This is a genomic window from Methylobacterium sp. J-072, assembly GCF_022829425.1.
Lineage (GTDB): Bacteria > Pseudomonadota > Alphaproteobacteria > Rhizobiales > Beijerinckiaceae > Methylobacterium.
In genome coordinates this window covers 80,965-101,057 of record NZ_JAKSYK010000214.1, presented here as the reverse complement: position 1 = coordinate 101,057, position 20,093 = coordinate 80,965, and the positions used below count along the sequence as shown (strand labels likewise).

Genomic DNA, 20,093 nt, shown 5'->3' with positions numbered 1-20,093 from the left:
GCGCCATTCACAACGCGCGTCAACACCACGCCTATGTACCTGTTTTGTTCTATTTCGGCAAGGGCTCCCGACACGAGAACGCCGCCCTTGTGGGGGCGGCGTGCAGGTTCTCCACCGGGCCAATGCCGGCGCGGTGTCAGTCGGCGGCCATGGTCTTCTTCACGGTCTCGACCAGCTGCTTCAGGCTGAAGGGCTTCGGCAGGAAGTTGAAGGCCTCGCCCTCGGGCAGGTTCTTGCGGAACGCGTCCTCGGCGTAGCCCGAGACGAAGATCACCTTCAGGTCCGGCTGGTGCTTGCGGACCTCGCGTAGCAGGGTCGGCCCGTCCATCTCGGGCATCACCACGTCGGAGACGACGAGGTCGATCGGCTGGCTGCCCTCGCGCACGATCGCCAGGGCTTCGAGGCCCGAGGCCGCTTCCAGCACCGTGTAACCCCGGGCCGAGAGCGCCCGGCTGTTGACCGCCCGGACGGGATCCTCGTCCTCCACCAGCAGGATCGTCCCCTGCCCGGTATGGTCGGCCGCGGGCTTGCGCGGGGCCGGCTTCTCCGAGGCCGGGCTCGTCTGGGCGCCGGCCTTGGCGGCTTCGCCTTCGCCGTTCGGCTTGGCCGAGCGCGCGGAGGCCGGCGCCGGCATGTCGGCCCGTGGCAGGGCCGGAACCGCGGGCGCGGCCTCTTCCGGCTCCGCCACCGGGATGTGGCGCGGCAGGTAGATGCGGAAGGCCGTCCCCTCTCCGATCTTCGACTGCACGTCGATGGTGCCGCCGGATTGCTTGACGATGCCGAACACCGTCGAGAGCCCGAGGCCGGTGCCCTTGCCGATCTCCTTGGTGGTGAAGAACGGCTCGAAGATTTTTTCCATCAGCTCGGCCGGGATGCCCTGCCCGGTATCGCGCACCTCGATCAGCACGTGGTCGCCCGCGGGCGCCCCGCCCCGTCCCTCCACGGCCGCGGACGGACCCGGATCGGTCACGTTCTCGGTGCGGATCATCAGCTTGCCGCCGTCCGGCATCGCGTCGCGGGCGTTGACCGCGAGATTCACGATCACCTGCTCGAACTGATTGACGTCGGCCTTCACCGGCCAGACGTCGCGGCCGTGCTTCAGCTCCAGGGCGACGCGCTCGCCGAGCAGCCGCTTGAGCAGCAGGGTCAGCTCCGAGAGCCCCTCCCCGACATGCATCACCTCCGGGCGCAGGGTCTGGCGGCGGGAGAACGCCAGGAGCTGGCGGACGAGGCCCGCCGCCCGGTTGGCGTTCTGCTTGATCTGCATGATGTCCTGGAAGGCCGGATCGGTCGGCCGGTGGCTCGCCAGGAGCAGGTCAGAATAGCCGATGATCGCCTGCAGCACGTTGTTGAAGTCGTGCGCGATGCCGCCGGCGAGCTGGCCGACCGCATTCATCTTCTGGGCCTGGGCGACCTGCTGCTCCAACTGCCGCTGCGCCGTGGTGTCGAGGGCGTACAGGATGACCCGCTCGGCCTCGTCCGCCTTCTGGGTCGCGTCGCTGCTGTCGGCCGGGCTGAGCCAGAGGCGCGCCGAGCGGCCGCCGGGGCCGCTGAGCTGGACCTCGATCGGCTCCGGATCGGACAGGCCGCTGGCGGCCCGGGCGAGGCCGGCTTCCACGGAAGCCCGGTCGACCACCGAGTCGGCGACGTTGGGCTCGGCACCCTGATTGCCCTCCCCCTCGGGGCCGCTCTCGTCGGCCTGGCGCGGCACCGTGCCGAACAGCCGGGTGAACGAGGTGTTGGCCCGGGCAATCCGCCCGGACCGGTCGAGGGTCGCGATGGCGATCGGGGAATTGTTGAGGAAACGCGCGAGCCGCACCTCAGCCGCGCGCTGCGGCTCGTCGGTCTCGGCCCCGGCCGAGCGGTTGATCACGAAGGTCCGCGACGAGCCGGGCTTGCCGTCCTTGCCGAACGCGACCCGGTGGTACAGCCGCACCGGCAGGGTGTGGCCATTGCGGCGGCGCAGGTCGAGATCGAACCGGTCGGTGCGGACCTCGCCCGGCAGGCCGGCGGTGCGCACCAGAACATCGGCTTCCGGGGCGATCTCGGTGAGGTGCGGGCCGCCGGGGCCGACGCTCGCCAGGTCGTAGCCGAGCCAGGCCGCCAGCGTCGCGTTCATGTAGACGATCGCGCCGGCCGGATCGATCGACAGGAAGCCCGCCGGGGCGTGGTCGAGATAGTCGATCGCGTGCTGGAGCTCTTGGAAGACGTTCTCCTGGCGCTCGCGCTCGGCGGTGATGTCGGCCACCGTCCAGAGCGAGGCGGCCCGGCGCGGGCGCGCCAGGGGCCGCACCGAGACCCGGTACCAGCCGAAGCCGCGCTCGTGCGCCTGCGGCCCGAGCGGCGGCGACATCCGGATTTCTTCGGTGTGCGCGCGTCCATCGCGAGACGCCTGCGACAGGCGGTAGACCGCCTCCGAGACCTCCGGCGAGCCGACCAGGATGCGCTCCACCGGCACGAGGTTCGAGAAGGCGTCGCCCCCGGCCACCCGCAGATAGGCCTCGTTGGCGTAGATCAGCCGGCCGCCATCCTCGACCACCAAAGCCCCGTCCGGCGAGGCGTCGACGATGCCCTTGGTGATGTCGTCGCGGGTGGCGGTGCCGCTGAGCTGGAGCGCCCCGATGGCGAGCGCGAACAGGAAGAACACGCCGGCCATCGCCAGCAGGGCGAGCAGCCAGACGATCAGCGACTGCGCCTGCTCGTTAGCCACGAAGGACAGGCCGATCGCGGCCCCGACCAGCAGGCCCGCGAGCACGAGCAGCAGCCCGACCCGGCCCGGCTGCTCCGAGCGGTCGATCGCGCCGTTCCCCTGCGAATTCGAGATCTGCGTGCCCGTCGCGGGCGCCGGAGGTCCAGTGACGTCGGCCATCGGCATCATTCCAGAACAATCACCCGGTTAGGCCCGCCGGCCATAGCAGGGCTCGGGCAGCACGGCATCACTCTCGTCGCGCCGGTCGTGTCGCGCCAAGCCTTGATGCAGCCTCGCGAAAAAAGGTGGAGGAAGCGTGGCTTTTCAGTGCTTTTGGAAGAGCGATGCCACGCGAGCGCGATGGACGGCGATATCGGCAGCCCCCATATTGCGCGCACCCCGTCGAGGGCATGGGATTCAGCTATGGCTACGGCACAGCGACAGCAGAGCGGCTCGAGTGGTCGGCGCGTGCGCGTCAGCAACACGGCAGCGAACATGATTGCGTCGCTGCACCCGTTCGACAAGGCCCAGGCCGACGCCGCGCTGGCGACGATCAAGGCGAGCGTGCTCGACGAGGCGAAAGTCAGGAAGATCGTCGGGGTCGACAACGCCTTCGTCGCGCCTGCCGGCGATCTGCGCGTGCTCTTCGAGAACGAGGGCGACTCGATCGTCATCACCTCGATCGTCGCCCGAGACTGATGGCGAAGCCCTATTTCGACGTCCACGTCTTCAATCTGACCGACGCGGAGGCCGAACTCGCGGAATTCAGAATCCTCCTCGACACCAACGCCGACCTTGCCGAGCGCGATCAGGTGCTCGGCAGTTTCAAGACCTGGCCCAACCTCTGCGCCCTAATGGGTCAGTACAATTCCCGGCTGGGCATCGGCGATCTGATCAGGCGGGAGTTCCGGATTCTCCCCCATTTCCGGACCGATCTCACCGTCCGCCGCGCCGGGACCGACAATATTTGCTTGGTTGAGTTCGAGGGCGCGTCCGGCCGGCATATTTTCGAAGTTGGCGGGCGCGGCATCGACACATGGGCACGCGCATTCGAGAAGGGATTCAGCCAAGTCGTCGATTGGACCTGGGCGCTCGATCATTATCGCAAGACCGCCGATTACGTGGACGCCTTCGGCGGCGAGCGGCCCAACATCGTGGGCGTGCTCGTCATCGGCCGCTCCACCTCCTTATCGACCTCGGTCCGCAAGGATCGGTGGGAGTGGCGGCGCAACAAGGTCAAGGCCGACAGCTTCACGCTGATCCTCGTGACGTTCGACGAGCTGTATCGCGACTTCGACAGGTGGCTCGGCCTCAGAAGGATGGATGCCGGAATCTCTTGACGGATCGCGGACCTGTCGAGGGCCGCGCGTCGGCGACCGGCCGAAACGCGCCGCTCGCCGATCGTTGCCCGTCCAACGCTACGCCGCTCTCCGGCGCAGGCGCAGGACGAAGCCGATCACTTCCGCCACCGCCCGGTAATGCTCGGCCGGGATCTCGCGGTCGATCTCCACGGTGGCGTGCAGGGCGCGGGCGAGCGGCGGGTTCTCGATCACCGCGACACCGTGCTCGGCCGCCACGGTGCGGATGCGCAGGGCCAGGGCGTCGACGCCCTTGGCGACGCAGATCGGCGCCGCCATCCCGGCCTCGTAGCGGAGCGCCACCGCGTAGTGGGTCGGGTTGGTCACCACCACGGTGGCGGTCGGCACGGCCGTCATCATCCGCTTCCGCGCCCGGGCCATGCGGATCTGCTTCATGCGGCCCTTGATCTCCGGGTTGCCGTCCGACTCCTTCATCTCCTGCTTCATCTCCTCCTTCGACATGCGGTGGCGCTTGCGCCAGCGGAAGCGCGCATAGAGCGCGTCCCCCAGCGTGATCGCCAGGTGCATGCACAGCATGCCGGCGAGCAGCCGCAGGCTGAGGGAGAGGATCGCGGGCAGGCTGCCGGCCGGATCGAGCCGGGCGAACACCTCCAGCCGGTCGCGGTCGTTCCACAGCAGCACGCCGCCGACGATGCCGACCGCGCCGATCTTGGCGAGCCCCTTGCCGAACTGGAACAGGGCCTCGATCCCCATCAGCCGCTTGATCCCGGCCATCGGCGAGATGCGGTCGAATTTCGGCATCAGGGTTTCGGTGGTGAGCACCAGCGGGTGCTGGAGGAGGCCGGCGGCGAGGCCGGCCGCCGCCGCCATCCCGACCGGCACCGCCACGGCCTCGAGCCACAGCCACAGGCCCCGGGTCGCCGCCTGCTTCATGGCGGTGGCGTCGTCCGGGAGGGTGTGGGCGTTGGCGAGGTAGGCCTTGAGGCCCTGGGTCAGGTTCTGGGCGATGGTCGGGGCCGCGATCACCAGGGCCAGCGTGAACGCGCCGAGGATCGCGAAGGTGTTGATCTCGGCGCTGGTCGCGACGTCGCCGCGCTCGATTGCCTGGTCGAGGCGCCGCTGGGTCGGCTCTTCGGTCTTGTCTTCCTGCTCCGCGCCCTCGGCCATCTTGTCCGCTCGACCTCAGTGCGTGTGGACGCTCAGCGCCCGACGAACTCGCCGAGATACCGGCCGAGATCGTCCAGAAAAACGCCCATCATGACGCCGAGCGAGCCCATCAGGATCAGCATGCCGATCAGCACCGAGGCCGGAACCGCCAGGAAGAACACCTGCAATTGCGGCATCAGCCGCGACAGCACCCCGAGCCCGAGGTTGAACAGCAGCCCGAAGGCGATGAACGGCCCGGAGATCTGCACCGCCAGGGTGAAGCCCCGGGTGAGCGCCTTCAGCGCCAGCATCAGCGCGTCCGAGAAGGCCGGGACCCCGTCCGGGGGCAGCACCACGTAGCTCTGCGCCAGGCCCTCGATAGCGAGGTGGTGCAGGTCGGCGGCGAAGATCAGCGTGATGCCGAGCAGCGACAGGAAGTTTCCGAGCGCCGCCTGCTGCCCGCCATAGCTCGGGTCCACCGTCATGGCGTAGGCCAGGCCGAGCTGCTGGGAGATGATCAGCCCGGCGGTCTGCAGGGCGGCCAGCACCATCCGGACCGACAGGCCGAGGACCAGCCCGACGATCGTCTCGGCGAACAGGAGCCCGATCAGCCGGGGTCCGGCCAGGCCCTCGGTGCCGCCCAGCAGCGGGCGCACGGACGGGAACAGCACCAGCGTGGTCAGCAGCGCGAAGGCCAGCCGCAGCCGCGGCGACACCATCTGCTCGCCGACGCCGGGCAGCAGCATGATCAGCGTGCCGACCCGGGCGAAGGTGATCAGGTAGGCCGAGGCGATGCCGGGCAGGAGCAGGTTCATCGCCGCCCCTATGGCACGGGCGCGCCACCCCTGTCGCGCCGGAGGTCGCCATCACCCGCCCGTGGCGATGCGGGCGGCGATGCGGGTCATGTAGCCCGCCATCGCGTCGCCGATGAACGGCAGCATCAGCAGGAGCGCGGCGAACACCGCGACGATTTTGGGCACGTAGATCAGGGTCTGCTCCTGGACCTGCGTCAGGGCCTGGACCAGCGAGACGACCAGCCCGACCGCGAGCGCGACCAGCATCAGCGGGCCGGCGACCTTGAGGAACACGAAGATGCCGTCGCGCGCGACGTCGAGGATGGCCAGGCCGGTCATGGGGTGACGTGCTCAAAAGGGAGGCAGAGGAAATCCGGGATCCGGCCGGGCTATGCTTAGATCTGCATCCGCATGATCTCTTCGTAGGCAGAGATCATGCGGTCGCGCACCGCGACCATGGTTTGCAGGGCGGTCTCGCTCTCGGCCACCGCCGTGACCACGTCGACGACGTTGGCCTTGCCGGAGGCCGCCGAGACCGCCTGGCCGTCGGCCCGCCGCCCGGCATCGCCGACAGTGTCCAGGGCGTTGCCGAGGAGCTGCATGAAGTTGCCGCCGGCCTCGCCGGTCGACTGGACCTTTGGGGCGGGACGGCCGTTGGCCATGCCCTGGACGGCGGCGTAGGCACCGGCCGCGAAATTGCTCGTCGCCATCGCTCGCTATCCTTCGCGTTCACTTCAGGATCGACAGCGTCTGCGACAGCATCTTGCGCGTGGACGTCACCATGTTGAGGTTCGCCTCGTAGGAGCGCTGGGCTTCGCGCAGGTCCATGTTCTCGATCAGCGCGTTGACGTTGGGCATCTGCACCTCGCCCCGGGCGTTGGCCGCCGGATTGCCCGGCTCGTACTTGGTCCGGAACGCGGTCTGGTCGCGCCGGACCCGCCCGGCCTCCACCAGCTTGGCCCCGGTCTCCGGATCCATGTGGCTGGTGAAGGACGGGATCTTGCGCCGGTACGGCTCGGCCCCGGCCGAGGCCGGTGCGGAATCCGCGTTGGCGATGTTCTCTGCGATGATCCGCATCCGGCCGGACTGCGCCTTGAGGCCGGCGGCCGCGACCGTGAGCGACTTGCTGAATTCCATGGCTCAGGGCCTCCTCCGCCGCGTTTCGACGGCACGTCCGATCGAATTCCGAAACGATCAGCTCTTGCCGATGGCGATCTTCAGGGTGGTCAGGCTGTGCTGGTAGAGCGAGGCGGCGAGCTGGTAGTCGGACTGGTTGTCGCCGGCCTTCATCATCTCGTCCTCGAGGTTGACCGCGTTGCCGCTCGGGCGGACCTCGAAGCGCTTGGCGCCCTTGGCATCGGCCCCGGCCTCGGACTGTCCGGGCGGCGCGATATGGGCCGGGCTCGTCAGCGCCAGGCCGGGCGAGGCGGAAACCGCCGCCCCGGTGGCCTGGTCGAAGCGCAGCTCGGCCAGGTCGCGGGGCTTGAAGCCCGGCATGTCGGCGTTGGCGACGTTCTCGGCGATCAGACCCTGGCGCGCCTGGGCCCATTGCATCCGGGTGCGCAGCATCCCGAGGATGGGCAGGTCGGTCAGGGCCACGTTCGCCTCCGGTCTCGCGACGCCGCGCGGGATCGGGCGGGCTCGGCAAAATCTGCCGCCTGCGTGGTTAACGCACCGTTAAGTGCGGGCGCCGTCGTGTCCCGTCCGGACATCCGCGGCGCGGGCGCGGGGTGACGTTTCTGGGGATAGCCCCGGCAGGTCCTTCACAACCTCTTGTCTTGATGGCGCTAAACTTAAGGGCCTGTTAACGAAGTCTTAACGTCGTTTGCCTTGCGGGCCCGCCGGCGTGGTATGAGCGAGGCTCGTGCCGGGCGCGGCCCTGCGGCGGCCGAAACGTGCGAGTGCGTAACCTTGCCATGGCTGCAATCCGTGTTCGGTTCTGAGGGCTCCCCCATCGTCCAGTATGTCGTGATCTTCGCCGTCATCTTCACGGCGTTGGCCGCGATCGTGTTCACGGTGCGGCGCCTGACCGGACGCAGCCTGGCCCTGCCCGGGCGCACGCCAGCCCGCGGCCGCCAGCCCCGGCTCGGGATTGTCGACGTGTACGAGCTCGATCGGGCCCGGCAGCTGATCCTGCTGCGCCGGGACAATGTCGAGCACCTGCTGCTGGTGGGCGGCCCCAACGACGTGGTGGTCGAGCGCAACATCCAGCGCACTCAGCGCCCGATACCCGAGGCGACGCTGCGCGCCGACGGCGGGTCGGAGCCCCTGGCCGAGCCGCTGCCGGATCCGATGGCGGAGGGCGGCCGCCTGGCCGAGCCGCCCCGGGCTCTCGCCGAGATCGCCGGCCGCCGCTCCGAGCCGCTGTTCGACCCGGGCTTCGAGATGCCGGTCGTCGTACCGCCACCGGTCCCGCGCTCCGGAACCGCGCCGCCGGTCACCTTCCCGCTCGACGTCAACCTGCTGGGCGGCGACGAGCCGGGGCAGGAGGTGTCGACGCCCGCATTGCTGCTACCCCGGGCGGCGGAACCGGTCCCGGCAGCCCTCCGCGACACGCTCTCGCCCCGGCGGATCCTGAGCCGCACCGCGCCGCCTCTGGCCGAGCCGCGGCTCAATCCCGCCTCGGAGCGCAAGTTCGAGCCCGCGCCCGAACCCATCTCCGAGCCCGCCCCCGAGCCTGCCCCCCAGCCCTTCCGGCCCACGCCGAGCCTGAATGTTCCGTCCGAGCGCCGAACCGTCGATCCGGCGGTGCTCTCCGACATGGCCCGGCAGCTCCAGGCCGCCCTGTCGCGCCCGGCCTCGGCGGTGACGCCCGCGCCGCTCGCGCCGGCGCCCGAGCCGGTGGATCCGGTGGCCGCGATGATGGCCGCTGCGCCGCCGCCGCCCCCTGCACCACCTCCACCCCCTGCCCCGCCGGTCGCTCCGCCGCCGGCGCCGCGGATGCCGTCGCCCCCGCCCGCGGGACCGCCCGAGCTGCCGCCGATCGTGCCTCCGACGCCCGAGCCTCCGGCTCCCCGGCCGGCGGCACCCGTGGCACCGCCTGCGCCCGTCCCGCCGACTGCGCCCCCCGCGCCGCCGCGGCCCGAGCCGAAGACCGCCGGCAACCCGTTCTCCGTGGAGGAGATCGAAGCCGAGTTCGCGCGCCTGCTGGGTCGTCCGCTCGACAAGCGGAGCTGACGCCCTGGGGGTAACGGACGGTTAACCGCTTTTCGGAAGTCTCGGGCCCTCAGGAGGATCCGATGCTCAACCTGGACGCACAGACCGCTCAGCGAAGCCGCGCCTACCGGGCGTTCATGCTCGACCGCGCCGGCCGCGTCTCGTCGGCCGAGATCGTCCCGGCCGAGGACGACACACAGGCCCGTCGGCGCGCACGGGCCATGGTCCGGGACGCGGCGGTCGAACTGTGGGACCGCACCCGGTTCCTCGCCCGCTACGAGCCGGCCGCCTAACCCCGCGCCGGAGGGAGAGACCCCTCAGTCGTAAGCCGATTCCCGCATGGCCAGCACGGCGACGAAGCTCAGCACAGCCGCGGCCGCGAGGTAGAAGCCGACGAAGCCGATGCCGCCATAGGACGCCAGCTCCTGGGCGATGTAGGGCGCGCCCGAGGCCCCCAGGATCCCGGCGAGGTTGTAGGTCACCGAGGCGCCCGTGTAGCGGATCCGGGTCGGGAACAGCTCGGGCAGGACCGCGCCCATCGGTCCGAACACCCAGCCCATCGTCAGCAGGCTGAGGCACAGGAAGCCGAGCACCGGCGGCCAGGTCCCGGCCGCGGCAGCGTTCCCGAGCATCGGCCCCATCAGGAAGCCGAGGGCGAACACCGCGACCATCCCGGAGAGCAGCACCGGCTTACGGCCGAACCGGTCGGCGGCGGCCCCCGAGATCACGGTGCCCACCGCCATGAAGCAGACCGCGATGCACTCGAACAGCAGGAAGGTCGGCCGGGTGTAGCCCAGCGTCCCGGTGCCGTAGCCCAGGGCGAACACCGTCGAGAGGTAGAACACCGCGTAGACCGCCACCATGGCGAAGGTGCCGATCAGGACCGCCCCCCCGTGCTGGGTGAGCATCGTGGCGAAGGGCACGCGCTCGGGCCGCGCCTCGTTGAGCGCCGCCTTGAAGGCGGGCGTCTCGGTGAGCTTCAGGCGCACGTAGAGCCCGACGCCGACCAGGGCGGCCGAGGCCAGGAACGGCAGCCGCCAGCCCCAAGCTTGAAAACTCTCCGGCGACAGGCCGAAGCTGAGGGCCAGGAAGCCGAGATTGGCCAGGATGAAGCCGACCGGCGCCCCGAGCTGCGGGAAGATGCCGTACCAGGCGCGCTTGCCCGGCGGCGCGTTCTCCACGGCGAGCAGGGCCGCTCCGCCCCATTCGCCGCCGAAGCCGATGCCCTGGCCGCAGCGCAGGACGCAGAGGGCGGCCGGCGCCCACCAGCCGGCCGTGGCGTAGGTCGGCAGGCAGCCGATCAGCACGGTGGACAGGCCCATGATCAGCAGCGAGGCGATCAGGGTCGCCTTGCGGCCGACCCGGTCGCCGAAATGCCCGAACAGGGCCGCCCCGAACGGCCGCGCGATGAACGCGATCGCGAAGGTCGCGAAGGCGCTGAGCTGCTGCACCCCGGGGGCGCCCGCCGGAAAGAAGACCGGGCCGATCACCAGCGCGGTCGCGGTGGCGTAAATGTAGAAATCGAAGAACTCGATTGCCGTGCCGACGAAGCTCGCGGCCAGGATGCGGCCAGGACTGGCGCTCGGGGCGGCGCCTTGCGGGCCCGCGGTCTCGACGGTTTGCAGCATGATCTGTGGGACTCGGGCGGTGCGGTGCCGCTTAAGATTGATCGCGGCGCTTTCGCACGGGGCGGCCCCGGCGGAAACCCTGAATCCCACCGGCCGGCGGTGTAGCTGTGCGATGCCGCGACGGCGGCCTTGCGTTCGCGTGTCCCGTTCGCCAAGCTGATCGGCCTGTTTTCGTGAGGGATGCCGGCCGCGGCGCCCTCCCCCATCACTTGAGTACTGCGATGAGAGTCACCGTCGAGCGCGCGGCCCTGCTCAGGTCGCTCGGCCACGTGCACCGGGTCGTCGAGCGCCGCAACACGATCCCGATCCTGTCGAACGTGCTGCTGCGTTCGGACGGTTCGAGCCTGCAACTGCGGGCGACCGACCTCGATATCGAGGTCACCGAGAGCGTGCCGGCCGACGTGGCCGATCCCGGCGCCACCACGGTGCCGGCGCACGTGATCTACGACATCGTGCGCAAGCTGCCCGACGGCGCCCAGGTCTCCCTGGAGACCGGCGGCGAATCCGGCCAGATGACGATCCGCTCGGGCCGGTCGCGCTTCGCGCTGGGCGCCCTGCCGGAGGGCGACTTCCCGGATCTCGCCGCCGGCGAGATGCCGCACGGCTTCGAGATCGCGAGCGCCGACCTCAAGCGCCTGATCGACAAGACCCAGTTCGCGATCTCCACCGAGGAGACGCGCTACTACCTCAACGGCATCTACCTGCACACGCTGGAGACCGAGAACGGCCCGGTGATGCGCGCGGTCGCCACCGACGGTCACCGCCTCGCCCGGGTCGAGATCCCGGCCCCGCAGGGCAGCGTCGGCATGCCCGGCGTGATCGTGCCCCGCAAGGCGGTGGCCGAGATCCAGAAGCTCCTGGACGACGGCGGCGAGACCGTCGCGGTCGACCTGTCGCCCGCCAAGATCCGCCTGCGCTTCGCCGGCGGCCTGACCCTGATCTCGAAGCTGATCGACGGTACCTTCCCGGATTACCAGCGGGTGATCCCAGCCAACAACGACAAGCGCCTGACCGTGGAGCGCGACGCCTTCGCCAAGGCGGTGGACCGTGTCTCGACGATCTCGTCCGAGCGCGGCCGCGCCGTGAAGCTCGGCCTCACCGAGGGGCGCCTGGCGCTCTCGGTCAACAACCCGGATTCGGGCAGCGCCACGGAAGAGCTGGACGTCGATTACGAGGCCGCCGGCCTCGATATCGGCTTCAACGCCCGCTACCTGCTCGACATCACCGCCCAGCTCGAGGGCGACACCGCCCTGTTCAAGCTCGCCGACCCGGGCTCGCCGACCCTGATCCAGGACCGCGAGGGCGCCCCGGCCCTGTACGTGCTGATGCCGATGCGGGTGTAGTATTAGGCTGCCATGCCGAAAGCCGTCATCCTCGATCCGACCCAGGAAGCCTCGCTCGATCGTCTGATCGCGGCGGGGCGCTACGGTTCGCCGGAGGAGGCGGTCGCCGCCGGTGTCGCGTTGCTGCTCCAGCACGAGGATCGCCTTGCGACGATGCGGGAGGCTTGGCGGGAGGGCGTCGAGAGCGGAGATTACGAACCGCTCGACGCCACGCTGGATGCCTTGGAGGCCCGCTACGCCGCCATGGAAAAGGCCGGCCCTTGAAGCCTGTCGTTGTGTCGCGACAAGCCCGAGCCGACCTGCGCGAGATCGGTGACTTCAGCGCGGCTGACAATCCGACGCGCGCCCGCAGCTTCGTCTCGGAGCTGCGCACCCGTTGTCAGGCGCTCGGTCGCCAGCCGATGATGGGCAGGCCCGCGCCGGAGATTGCTCTCAACGTACGGATCCTCATATTCCGATCTTATCTGATCCTTCATCGCGTCCTCGACGACCGCATTTCGATCGATCGCGTGCTGCATTCGGCTCGCGACCGCTCCATCGTGCCGCCTTATGAGTGAACTCGACACGGCTGGATCCACACGCCTCACCCGGTTGATCGCCCGCGACTTCCGCAATCACGCCGATCTCGAACTGAACCCCGGCGCCCGCTTCGTCGCCCTGGTCGGCGAGAACGGCGCCGGCAAGACCAACCTGCTGGAGGCGATCTCCCTGTTCGTGCCGGGGCGGGGCCTGCGCCGGGCCGAGTTCGCCGCCATGGCGCGCGCGGACGGCCCGGGGGGCTTTGCCGTGTCGCTCACCCTCGACCGGGACGGCGCCGAGCATCGCCTCGGCACGGGGCTGGAGCCCCCGGGGCCGGACGGGCGCACGAGCCGGCTCTGCCGGATCGACGGCGCCCCCGCCCCCTCGCCGGTGGCATTCAGCGAGTTCGTCCGGGTGGTCTGGCTGACCCCGGATCTCGACGGGCTGTTCCGCGGCGCCGCCGGCGACCGGCGCCGGTTCCTCGACCGGCTGGTCCTGGCGGTGGATGCCGGCCACGGCGCGCGGGTCTCCGCGATGGAGCGGGCCCTGCGCTCGCGCAACCGTCTCCTGGAAGACCGGCCCGATGACGGCCGCTGGCTCGACGCCGTGGAGCGGGAGGTGGCCGAGCTCGGCGTCGCCGTGGCGCTCGCCCGTCGCGAGACCGCCGAGCGCCTGGACCGGCTGATCGCCGAGACCCGGGACGACGCGCAGCCCTTCCCCTGGGCATCGATCCGCCTGGAAGGCGATCTCGACGACCTCGTGGCGGTCTGGCCGGCCATCGAGGCGGAGGACCGCTTCCGCCTGGCCCTGCGCAACGGCCGCAACCGCGACCGGGCCGCCGGCCGCACGCTCACGGGGCCGCAGACCACGGATCTGGTGGTCCGCCACGGGCCCAAGGATGTCCCGGCCGGCACCGCCTCCACGGGCGAGCAGAAGGCGCTGCTGATCGGCCTGGTCCTGGCCCATGCCCGGCTGGTGCGGGCGATGAGCGGCATCGCCCCGATGATCCTGCTCGACGAGGTCGCGGCGCATCTCGACCCCCGCCGCCGGGCCGGCCTGTTCGAGGCCCTCGACGCGCTGCCCGGCCAAGTCTGGATGACCGGCGCCGACCCGGCCGCCTTCGAACAGGCGGGCGACCGGACCGAGGTGCTGCGGATCGGGGGGTGACGGGCGGCGAGCGGGTTATCGGTCGTCCCGCCTGAACGTCAGGATCGGATCGCCGTCATGACCCGCGCCGCAGGGTGATCCGCGTCAGCTCGGACGGGCGACCGAGCCGGAGGGCGAAGCCGGGCCACAGCGCGGTGCCGTTGCTGACGTAGAGCAGCATGGCACCGACCCGGTACGCGCCGGAGACGAACCCGGCATTGCCGCGCGCCACCAGCCGGTCCAGGCCGCGGATCATGCCGCCATGGGTATGGCCGGAGAGCTGCAACGCCACACCGCGCGAAGCGGCCCGCGCGGCCCGGGCCGGCTGGTGATCGAGCAGCACGATCGGCGCGCCCGCCGGAGCACCGGCCAGGGCGGCATCGAGATCCGGTCCCGGGTGGCCGGTGGCGGGGGCCGAGCGGTCGGTCACGCCCGCCAGCACCAGCGCGCCGCCGTCGCGCAGCAGGACCGTGTGCGCGTTGGCGAGGATGTGGATCCCCAGCCCCGCGAGGTGGCGCATCCAGGCATCGTGATCGAAGAAATACTCGTGGTTGCCCGGCACGGCCCAGACGCCGTCCCGCGCCCGCAAGGCGCGCAAGGGTTCGACATCGCTCCGTCGGGACGCGAGCGAACCGTCGATGAAGTCGCCCGTCACCACGATCAGGTCGGTGCCGAGGTCGTTGGCCCGCGCGACGACGGCCTGCGCCCAGGCGGCCGGGAACAGCCGGCTGATATGCAGGTCGGTCAGGTGCAGGATCGTGGTGCCGTCGAAGCCGAGGGGCAGGTCCGGGATCGCGACGGTGAGGTCCTTCAACGGCGGCACGCGCACCGCCTGCCGCACGGCGATCGCCGCCAGGAGCGCGGCCGCGAGGGCCACCGCGTAGCGCCAGGCGGCGGGGATTGCCCAACCATCCCCGGGCAGGATCAGGGAGGCCAACGCCGCCATGTCGAGGGCGAGCAGCATGAGGGCCGCCAGCGCGATCCCGCCGAACGCCCAATTGAACAGGATCACCACCGGGCGGGGGAATTCGGGCGCGAAGACCGAGCCGGAGGAGAGGCGGCTCCACAGGTGGAACTGGGACGCGACCAGCAGAACGCCGGCCAAGCCGAGCTTGAGCGCGAGCGGCCATGGCAGCGGCCACACCCCCCGCGCGATGACGTAGACAGCGGGCAGGCTGGGGATGAGGCGGATCATGGGCCTTTCCAAGGACCGGGCAGCGCCCTCAAGGCAAAGCTTGCCGCACGGTATCCGGACTGTGCGGGGCCGCGTTCGGATCCGTTGCCTGATCCGGGCAGCGAAAAGGTTCGGCCACACTCTCGACGTAAAGGCCGAGCTTGCCAGTGACCAGCGGCCTTGCCAATCTAAAGCTTAGCCGTACGCGCGATTGATAGAGGCCGGGGCGTTACCGCATCGGGCCGCGGATCATAGGAAGTCCAGGATCATGATCAGGGACGGTTGGGACGCCGATGGCGGCGACAGGGGTGACGTCGCGCTGCGCGGGCACCGGGCGGAGCTTCTCAGCCGCCGGTCGTTTCTGGCCGGCTCGGCCGCGGGTCTCGGCGCGCTCGGACTCGCCGGTTGCGCGACATCCGACGGGCTGATCCTCGCCGAGGCCGCGAAGGTCTACGGGCCGATGCCGGACGAGAAATTCCCGATCCCGGCGGTCGACGTCAGCAAGGTCGATCCGAAATACTATCGCCGGACGGTCCGGTACGACACGAAGGAGGCCGCCGGCACGATCATCGTCGATCCCGGCAACTACTACGTCTACCGCGTCGAGGGCGACGGATCCGCCACCCGGTACGGCGCCAATGTCGGCCGCGACGGGTTCCTGTGGAGCGGCGACGCCTATGTCGGCCGCAAGTCCGAATGGGCGACCTGGACGCCGCCCAAGGAGATGATCAAGCGCCAGCCCGAGGCGGCCAAATACGCCCGCGGCATGCCCGGCGGCCTCGACAACCCGCTCGGCGCCCGGACCCTCCATCTCTACCAGAACGGCGCCTATACGCTCTACACGATCTACGCCAGCAGCGATCCCGAGACGATCGGCTCGGGGATCACGAGCGGCTGTGTCGGCCTGCTCAGCCAGGACATGATCCACCTCTACGCGCGCACGCCGGTCAAGACGAAGGTGGTCGTCCTGCCGGCGTAGGGAGCGGACCTTCGCTTCGCGCCCGGTGCGGACGGTGCCACGCGTCGGTCTCATCCGGTCGGGCTACGATCTTCACACATCGGCCAGTTGAAGGCGGAACGCGCTCTCCTCCCCCTTGCGGGGAGGAGCTGGAGGTGGGGGTGGTTCAGAAGGCACCGTGACGCGCAATCCTGCACCACCCCCACCCCTGACCCCTCCCCGCAAGGGGGAGGGAAAAAGGCGATATTTTTTAAAGCGCTTGCCGCCGAACGGGATGTGCGACTCCGCAAGCCCGCTCGGGTCCCCGTAAGGGCGGCGCGGCTTACGCCGCCCTTACGGTGGCGAGGAAGCGCGAGACCTCGGCGCCGAGATGCTCCGACTGGCGGGACAGCTCGCCGGCCGCGTCGAGCACCTGGCTCGCGGCGGAGCCGGTCTGCTCGGAGGCTTGGGCGACGCCGGCGATGTTGGTCGTGACCTCGTTGGTGCCGGTGGCGGCCTGGGCGACGTTGCGCACGATCTCCTGGGTGGCGGCGCCCTGCTCTTCCACGGCGGCGGCGATCGAGGTCGCCACCGAGTCGATCTCCCGGATGCGTGCCGTGATGCCTCCGATCGCCGTGACGGCCTGACCGGTCACGCTCTGGATCTGGCCGATCTGCTGGCTGATCTCTTCGGTCGCTTTGGCGGTCTGGGCGGCCAGCTCCTTCACCTCGGACGCCACCACGGCGAAGCCACGGCCCGCCTCGCCGGCCCGGGCCGCCTCGATCGTGGCGTTGAGCGCCAGCAGGTTGGTCTGGCCGGCGATGGTCGAGATCAGCCCGACCATGTCGCCGATGCGGGTGGCCGCCTGGCTCAGCGCCTGCACGAGATGATGGGTCTGGTCCGCCTCGCCGACCGCCGTCTGGGCGAGGCTGGCCGAGCCGAGGACCTGCCGGCCGATCTCCTGCACGGACGAGCCCAGCTCCTCGGCGGCGGCCGCCACGGTCTCGACATTGGCGGCGGCCTCCTCGGCGGCGGCCGCAACCGTGGTGGACTGGCTGGCGGTCTCGGTGGCGCTCGCCGTCATGGTCTGGGCGGTCGCCTGCAGCTCCGTCGCCGAGGACGAGACCAGGCCGACGATGCCGCCCACGGCGCGCTCGAACCCGTCGGCCAGCTCCAGCATGGTCCGCTTGCGTGCGGCCGCGGCGGCTTCCTCGGCGACGCGCCGGACCTCGGCCTCCTCGGCGGCCTTCCGGGCGACCATCGCCTTGATGCCCTCCACGGCCTTGCCGACGGCGCCGATCTCGTCCTTGCGGGCGGCCTCCGCGATCTCGGCATCGATCTCGCCCCGCGCCATCCGCTGCAGGACGGCGACGAGGCGGTTGAGCGGGCCGGTGATGCCGACTATCGCGATGAACGCCGCCGCGATCAGGCCCGCGAGCATCCCGACGGTGCTGAAGATCATCAGGGCGAAGCGGGTGTCGTTGGTCTGGACCGTCAGGTCGTCGGAGCCCTTCTGCATGTAGGCGTTGATGTCATTGGCAAGTGCGTTGCCGTCCACCGCCAGGCTGGAGAAGGTCGGGTCGATCGCCGAATGGACCAGCGCGATCGCCTGGTCGTTCTGGTTGCCGCTGCCGAGCCGGCGCACCTCGGTCACGTCCTGCAGGAACCGGTCGACGCGCCCCCCCAGCGCGTCGATCCGGCTGGCGAATTTGGGTGCGCGCTCGCGCAGCGACGTGAGCGCCGCCTTCAGGTTCGGCACGGCGGCCTCGAAGCCGGCATTGGCGGCCTGGATCTGGGACGCGTCGGTCTCCGCGATGATCCGATAGACGTAATAGTTGAGTTCGAAGACGAAGCGGTTGAGGCGGCGGCCTTGGGCGACGGCGACGGCTTCGTTGGTGATGAATGCGCTGTAGGCGTCGTCGATCTGGCTCATCCGCGACTGGGCGTACCAGACGCCGGCGCCGACCATCACGCCGATCAGGGAGACGATCGTCACCAGCTTGGTGATGATCTTGAGGTTCGACAGGCGCAGCATGTCTGTTCGGTTCCAGCAGGCCAGGTCGGTCCCGAATCGCGGACCTGATCAGGATCCATGATGCCACGGCCCGGTTAATTCTGCCCTAAAATTTGAAATCTTCGCGCGTAACGAAGAAGTTTTGTGATTTCAGTGAAATACTTCAGCCAATCGATTTAAAAATCGATGCCGATAGAGACGGATTTAGAATTAAAATGATCCGAAAACATGATCGATCGCGGCGGCGTAGCGGGTCACATCGAAATACATCTATAATTCGGGCCCGGCCGCCAAGGATCAACTTGTAAGGGAAGTTTGGTGGCCGTGCCACGGTGGTTGAGCGCCGCGACGGGATGTCCGCCCTTTCCGCCGGGCCGTCATGGCGCCACATAGGCCGCGTCCCGAATTCTTCGCAGGAACCGGAATGTCCAAGCCTGTCCATGCCATGATCCGCGTCCGCGACGAAGAGCGTGCGCGGGATTACTACGCGCGCGCCTTCGGCTTCGAGGCTGCGGATCGCTACGAGTTCGACGAATTCACCCTGGTCTACCTGCGCGACCCGGCCTCGCCGTTCGAGCTGGAGCTCACGGTGAACAAGAGCCGCGACAAGCCCTACGATCTCGGCGACGGCTACGGCCACATCGCCGTTGTGGTCGACGACGTGGAGGCCGAGCACGCCCGCCACCTCCGCGAAGGTTTTTCGGCCACCGACGTGAAGACCCTCAAGCACGGCGACACCACGCTGGCGCGGTTCTTCTTCGCCACCGACCCGGACGGCTACAAGATCGAGGTCATCCAGCGCGGCGGCCGCTTCGCCTGAGCGCCCCACCCTCCCGACACGCGACACAGCCGAGCCTCATGTCCGAGACCACCCGCATCATCTGCATTCGCCACGGCGAATCGACCTTCAACGCCGCCCACCGGCACGGGGGCGGCGATCCCGGCCTCCTCGATGCCCGGCTGACCCCGCGAGGCCAGGCCCAGGCCCGGGAGGCGCGGGAGCGTCTGACGGACATCCCGTTCGAGCTGGTGGTGGTCTCGCCCCTGACCCGGGCGATCGAGACCGCCGCGATCGTGTTCGGCGACCACCCGAGCCGGCCGCGGGTGCTGGTCGAGGTTCTGCACCGGGAATGCCAGGAGAGCAGCTGCGATGTCGGCCGGGCGGCCTCCGAGATCGCCGCCGAATTTCCGCATCTCGATGTCGGGCACCTGCCCGAGATCTGGTGGCATGCCGAGCCCGGTTGCGAGGTCGGCGGATACCCGGTTGAGCCGCGCCACCTGTTCGACGCCCGCGTCGCCGGGTTCCGGGAGTGGCTGCGGGCGCGTCCCGAGACGACCATCGCGGTGGTCGGCCATGGGACGTTCTTCTATCACCTCACCAGCACGTTCCTGGAGAACTGCGCCTCCATCGAGCTGGACCTCGCCGCCGAGCCAGCGCTGGCCTGATCAGGCCAAAGCCCCGGCCCGGGCCGCATCGAGGCGCGCGCGGGCGCCGGGCAGGTCGATTGCCGGCGCCTGCCGGCCGATGCTGAGCGCGGCGTCGAGGATGGCGCAGGCCCGCACCCAGGTGTCCGGCACGAACGGCGCCGCGCCCTCGGCGACCTCGGCGGCGCAGCGGGCATCCTCGGCGGCGCGCTGGGCCGCCGTCGCGGTCCGGGCAACTGCGGATTGCAGCGCCCCGTCGCGCCAGCGCCGCGCCCGGGCCGCCTCCTGCGCGAGCGCGCCGCCCTGCCATTCGGCCGAGCGCGCGGCGGCCAGCGCCAGGGCCAAGTCCGGCGCGCCCGCGCAGGCCTCGGCATGCTCGGCCATGCCGGCCCGCGCGCAGAGCGGCGCCAGGATCTGCCGGATGCTGTCCAGGGCGAGGCGCCGGGTCCGGGCGGCCTCGACCTCCGGCCGGTCGGCGCTGCCCGACAGACGCAGCACGAAGGCGATCAACTGCGGCCGGGCCTCGTCCGGCATCGCGTCGTTGAGGCCCAGCGCGTAGGCCGCGATCGGCCGGGAGAAGCAGGGCGGGCAATCGGCACTGGACCGGATCGCCTTGTAAGGCAGCCCCGCGGCCACGATCGCCGCCTCGTTGATGCAGGTCCCGCCATCGGGACCCGGGAAGGGATGCGATCCGGCCAGCAGGCGCCAGTTCAGGATCGTGTGGAAGTCGGCGTGCATCCGCGCTCCTCCGCCTCGAGACGGCAGCGTGACACGCTTAAGTCCCGTTGGCGAGACGCGATTTC

22 protein-coding genes are annotated in these 20,093 nt (G+C 70.1%); 11 read left to right on the top strand and 11 right to left on the bottom strand.

The window, feature by feature from the left end; all coding sequences use genetic code 11:
• Positions 1-136 precede the first annotated feature (136 nt).
• Positions 137-2,869: a cell cycle histidine kinase CckA gene (gene cckA, locus MKK67_RS28605; RefSeq protein ID WP_243971942.1), complete on the bottom strand. Its 2,733-nt coding sequence runs from the start codon at positions 2,867-2,869 to the stop codon at positions 137-139.
• A 180-nt stretch (positions 2,870-3,049) separates the two neighbouring features.
• Here cckA and MKK67_RS28600 point away from each other — a divergent pair, with 180 nt between their 5' ends.
• Both MKK67_RS28600 and MKK67_RS28595 read left to right on the top strand, forming a co-directional pair.
• Complete coding sequence (locus MKK67_RS28600) at positions 3,050-3,388, top strand: hypothetical protein (protein ID WP_243971940.1); 339 nt, start codon at positions 3,050-3,052, stop codon at positions 3,386-3,388.
• A complete protein-coding gene (locus MKK67_RS28595; RefSeq protein ID WP_243971938.1) occupies positions 3,388-4,029 on the top strand; it encodes a Shedu anti-phage system protein SduA domain-containing protein in 642 nt (213 codons plus the stop codon). The genes MKK67_RS28600 and MKK67_RS28595 overlap by 1 nt, the downstream gene beginning before the upstream one ends.
• 78 nt (positions 4,030-4,107) lie before the next feature.
• On the opposite strand, the gene flhB is transcribed toward MKK67_RS28595, so the two are convergent.
• From flhB to flgB, 6 genes are read right to left on the bottom strand one after another with little or no spacing between them, the layout of a single operon-like run.
• Positions 4,108-5,175 (bottom strand): flagellar biosynthesis protein FlhB, encoded by a 1,068-nt coding sequence (gene flhB, locus MKK67_RS28590; protein ID WP_243971936.1) that lies wholly within the window; start codon positions 5,173-5,175, stop codon positions 4,108-4,110.
• 32 nt (positions 5,176-5,207) lie between these two features.
• Entirely contained in the window at positions 5,208-5,969 is a 762-nt protein-coding gene (gene fliR / locus MKK67_RS28585) for a flagellar biosynthetic protein FliR (protein WP_243971934.1), read from the bottom strand.
• A 51-nt stretch (positions 5,970-6,020) separates the two neighbouring features.
• The gene (fliQ, locus tag MKK67_RS28580) at positions 6,021-6,287 is read right to left on the bottom strand and encodes a flagellar biosynthesis protein FliQ (RefSeq protein WP_243971932.1); all 267 of its coding nucleotides are present in this window, start codon (positions 6,285-6,287) and stop codon (positions 6,021-6,023) included.
• Positions 6,288-6,343: 56 nt separating this feature from the next.
• Entirely contained in the window at positions 6,344-6,658 is a 315-nt protein-coding gene (gene fliE / locus MKK67_RS28575) for a flagellar hook-basal body complex protein FliE (RefSeq protein ID WP_243971930.1), read from the bottom strand.
• Between the two features lie 19 nt (positions 6,659-6,677).
• A complete protein-coding gene (flgC, locus tag MKK67_RS28570; RefSeq protein ID WP_243971928.1) occupies positions 6,678-7,085 on the bottom strand; it encodes a flagellar basal body rod protein FlgC in 408 nt (135 codons plus the stop codon).
• A 57-nt stretch (positions 7,086-7,142) separates the two neighbouring features.
• Positions 7,143-7,547, bottom strand: a complete 405-nt coding sequence (gene flgB / locus MKK67_RS28565) for a flagellar basal body rod protein FlgB (RefSeq protein ID WP_243971926.1) — start codon at positions 7,545-7,547, stop codon at positions 7,143-7,145.
• A 330-nt stretch (positions 7,548-7,877) separates the two neighbouring features.
• On the opposite strand from flgB, the gene MKK67_RS28560 reads away from it, so the two are divergent.
• A complete protein-coding gene (locus tag MKK67_RS28560) occupies positions 7,878-9,125 on the top strand; it encodes a hypothetical protein (protein ID WP_243971924.1) in 1,248 nt (415 codons plus the stop codon).
• Positions 9,126-9,187: 62 nt separating this feature from the next.
• On the top strand, positions 9,188-9,397 hold the full coding sequence (locus MKK67_RS28555) for a hypothetical protein (RefSeq protein ID WP_243971922.1): 210 nt from the start codon (positions 9,188-9,190) through the stop codon (positions 9,395-9,397).
• 24 nt (positions 9,398-9,421) lie between these two features.
• Here the strand turns inward: MKK67_RS28555 and MKK67_RS28550 are convergent, their stop codons facing one another.
• Complete coding sequence (locus tag MKK67_RS28550) at positions 9,422-10,732, bottom strand: MFS transporter (RefSeq protein WP_243971920.1); 1,311 nt, start codon at positions 10,730-10,732, stop codon at positions 9,422-9,424.
• 221 nt (positions 10,733-10,953) lie between these two features.
• Between MKK67_RS28550 and dnaN the strand changes: the two genes are divergently transcribed.
• Genes dnaN through recF form a run of 4 tightly spaced genes read left to right on the top strand, consistent with a single transcriptional unit; the run spans position 10,954 to position 13,761 of the window.
• Complete coding sequence (dnaN, locus tag MKK67_RS28545) at positions 10,954-12,075, top strand: DNA polymerase III subunit beta (RefSeq protein ID WP_243971918.1); 1,122 nt, start codon at positions 10,954-10,956, stop codon at positions 12,073-12,075.
• 12 nt (positions 12,076-12,087) lie between these two features.
• Complete coding sequence (locus tag MKK67_RS28540; RefSeq protein WP_243971916.1) at positions 12,088-12,339, top strand: type II toxin-antitoxin system ParD family antitoxin; 252 nt, start codon at positions 12,088-12,090, stop codon at positions 12,337-12,339.
• A complete protein-coding gene (locus MKK67_RS28535; RefSeq protein WP_243971914.1) occupies positions 12,336-12,632 on the top strand; it encodes a type II toxin-antitoxin system RelE/ParE family toxin in 297 nt (98 codons plus the stop codon). The genes MKK67_RS28540 and MKK67_RS28535 overlap by 4 nt, the downstream gene beginning before the upstream one ends.
• Positions 12,625-13,761, top strand: a complete 1,137-nt coding sequence (recF, locus tag MKK67_RS28530; RefSeq protein WP_243971912.1) for a DNA replication/repair protein RecF — start codon at positions 12,625-12,627, stop codon at positions 13,759-13,761. Before MKK67_RS28535 ends, recF begins: the two co-directional genes overlap by 8 nt.
• A 55-nt stretch (positions 13,762-13,816) precedes the next feature.
• On the opposite strand, the gene MKK67_RS28525 is transcribed toward recF, so the two are convergent.
• Positions 13,817-14,935, bottom strand: coding sequence for a metallophosphoesterase (locus MKK67_RS28525; RefSeq protein WP_243971910.1), 1,119 nt, complete (start codon positions 14,933-14,935; stop codon positions 13,817-13,819).
• A gap of 247 nt (positions 14,936-15,182) precedes the next feature.
• On the opposite strand from MKK67_RS28525, the gene MKK67_RS28520 reads away from it, so the two are divergent.
• Positions 15,183-15,893 carry a L,D-transpeptidase gene (locus MKK67_RS28520; RefSeq protein ID WP_243971908.1) on the top strand — a complete coding sequence of 237 codons (711 nt, stop codon included), beginning with the start codon at positions 15,183-15,185 and terminating at the stop codon, positions 15,891-15,893.
• 301 nt (positions 15,894-16,194) lie between these two features.
• Here the strand turns inward: MKK67_RS28520 and MKK67_RS28515 are convergent, their stop codons facing one another.
• Positions 16,195-17,886, bottom strand: coding sequence for a methyl-accepting chemotaxis protein (locus MKK67_RS28515; RefSeq protein ID WP_243971906.1), 1,692 nt, complete (start codon positions 17,884-17,886; stop codon positions 16,195-16,197).
• 403 nt (positions 17,887-18,289) lie between these two features.
• Between MKK67_RS28515 and MKK67_RS28510 the strand changes: the two genes are divergently transcribed.
• Both MKK67_RS28510 and MKK67_RS28505 read left to right on the top strand, forming a co-directional pair.
• The gene (locus MKK67_RS28510) at positions 18,290-18,685 is read left to right on the top strand and encodes a VOC family protein (RefSeq protein WP_243971904.1); all 396 of its coding nucleotides are present in this window, start codon (positions 18,290-18,292) and stop codon (positions 18,683-18,685) included.
• A 38-nt stretch (positions 18,686-18,723) separates the two neighbouring features.
• A complete protein-coding gene (locus MKK67_RS28505) occupies positions 18,724-19,311 on the top strand; it encodes a histidine phosphatase family protein (protein ID WP_243971902.1) in 588 nt (195 codons plus the stop codon).
• Here the strand turns inward: MKK67_RS28505 and MKK67_RS28500 are convergent, their stop codons facing one another.
• Entirely contained in the window at positions 19,312-20,028 is a 717-nt protein-coding gene (locus tag MKK67_RS28500) for a hypothetical protein (RefSeq protein ID WP_243971900.1), read from the bottom strand. It lies immediately after the preceding gene.
• Between the last annotated feature and the right edge of the window lie 65 nt (positions 20,029-20,093).

Excerpts from the sequence above, each read along its gene's own strand:
- MKK67_RS28500 (WP_243971900.1), bottom strand. The coding sequence starts at position 20,028 with ATGCACGCCGACTTCCACACGATCCTGAACTGGCGCCTGCTGGCCGGA.
- cckA (WP_243971942.1), bottom strand. The coding sequence starts at position 2,869 with ATGGCCGACGTCACTGGACCTCCGGCGCCCGCGACGGGCACGCAGATC.
- MKK67_RS28555 (WP_243971922.1), top strand. The coding sequence starts at position 9,188 with ATGCTCAACCTGGACGCACAGACCGCTCAGCGAAGCCGCGCCTACCGG.
- dnaN (WP_243971918.1), top strand. The coding sequence starts at position 10,954 with ATGAGAGTCACCGTCGAGCGCGCGGCCCTGCTCAGGTCGCTCGGCCAC.
- MKK67_RS28600 (WP_243971940.1), top strand. The coding sequence starts at position 3,050 with ATGGACGGCGATATCGGCAGCCCCCATATTGCGCGCACCCCGTCGAGG.
- MKK67_RS28510 (WP_243971904.1), top strand. The coding sequence starts at position 18,290 with ATGTCCAAGCCTGTCCATGCCATGATCCGCGTCCGCGACGAAGAGCGT.
- MKK67_RS28520 (WP_243971908.1), top strand. The coding sequence starts at position 15,183 with ATGATCAGGGACGGTTGGGACGCCGATGGCGGCGACAGGGGTGACGTC.
- MKK67_RS28505 (WP_243971902.1), top strand. The coding sequence starts at position 18,724 with ATGTCCGAGACCACCCGCATCATCTGCATTCGCCACGGCGAATCGACC.
- MKK67_RS28550 (WP_243971920.1), bottom strand. The coding sequence starts at position 10,732 with ATGCTGCAAACCGTCGAGACCGCGGGCCCGCAAGGCGCCGCCCCGAGC.
- MKK67_RS28595 (WP_243971938.1), top strand. The coding sequence starts at position 3,388 with ATGGCGAAGCCCTATTTCGACGTCCACGTCTTCAATCTGACCGACGCG.
- fliR (WP_243971934.1), bottom strand. The coding sequence starts at position 5,969 with ATGAACCTGCTCCTGCCCGGCATCGCCTCGGCCTACCTGATCACCTTC.
- recF (WP_243971912.1), top strand. The coding sequence starts at position 12,625 with ATGAGTGAACTCGACACGGCTGGATCCACACGCCTCACCCGGTTGATC.
- flhB (WP_243971936.1), bottom strand. The coding sequence starts at position 5,175 with ATGGCCGAGGGCGCGGAGCAGGAAGACAAGACCGAAGAGCCGACCCAG.
- MKK67_RS28515 (WP_243971906.1), bottom strand. The coding sequence starts at position 17,886 with ATGCTGCGCCTGTCGAACCTCAAGATCATCACCAAGCTGGTGACGATC.
- MKK67_RS28525 (WP_243971910.1), bottom strand. The coding sequence starts at position 14,935 with ATGATCCGCCTCATCCCCAGCCTGCCCGCTGTCTACGTCATCGCGCGG.
- flgC (WP_243971928.1), bottom strand. The coding sequence starts at position 7,085 with ATGGAATTCAGCAAGTCGCTCACGGTCGCGGCCGCCGGCCTCAAGGCG.
- fliE (WP_243971930.1), bottom strand. The coding sequence starts at position 6,658 with ATGGCGACGAGCAATTTCGCGGCCGGTGCCTACGCCGCCGTCCAGGGC.
- MKK67_RS28540 (WP_243971916.1), top strand. The coding sequence starts at position 12,088 with ATGCCGAAAGCCGTCATCCTCGATCCGACCCAGGAAGCCTCGCTCGAT.
- fliQ (WP_243971932.1), bottom strand. The coding sequence starts at position 6,287 with ATGACCGGCCTGGCCATCCTCGACGTCGCGCGCGACGGCATCTTCGTG.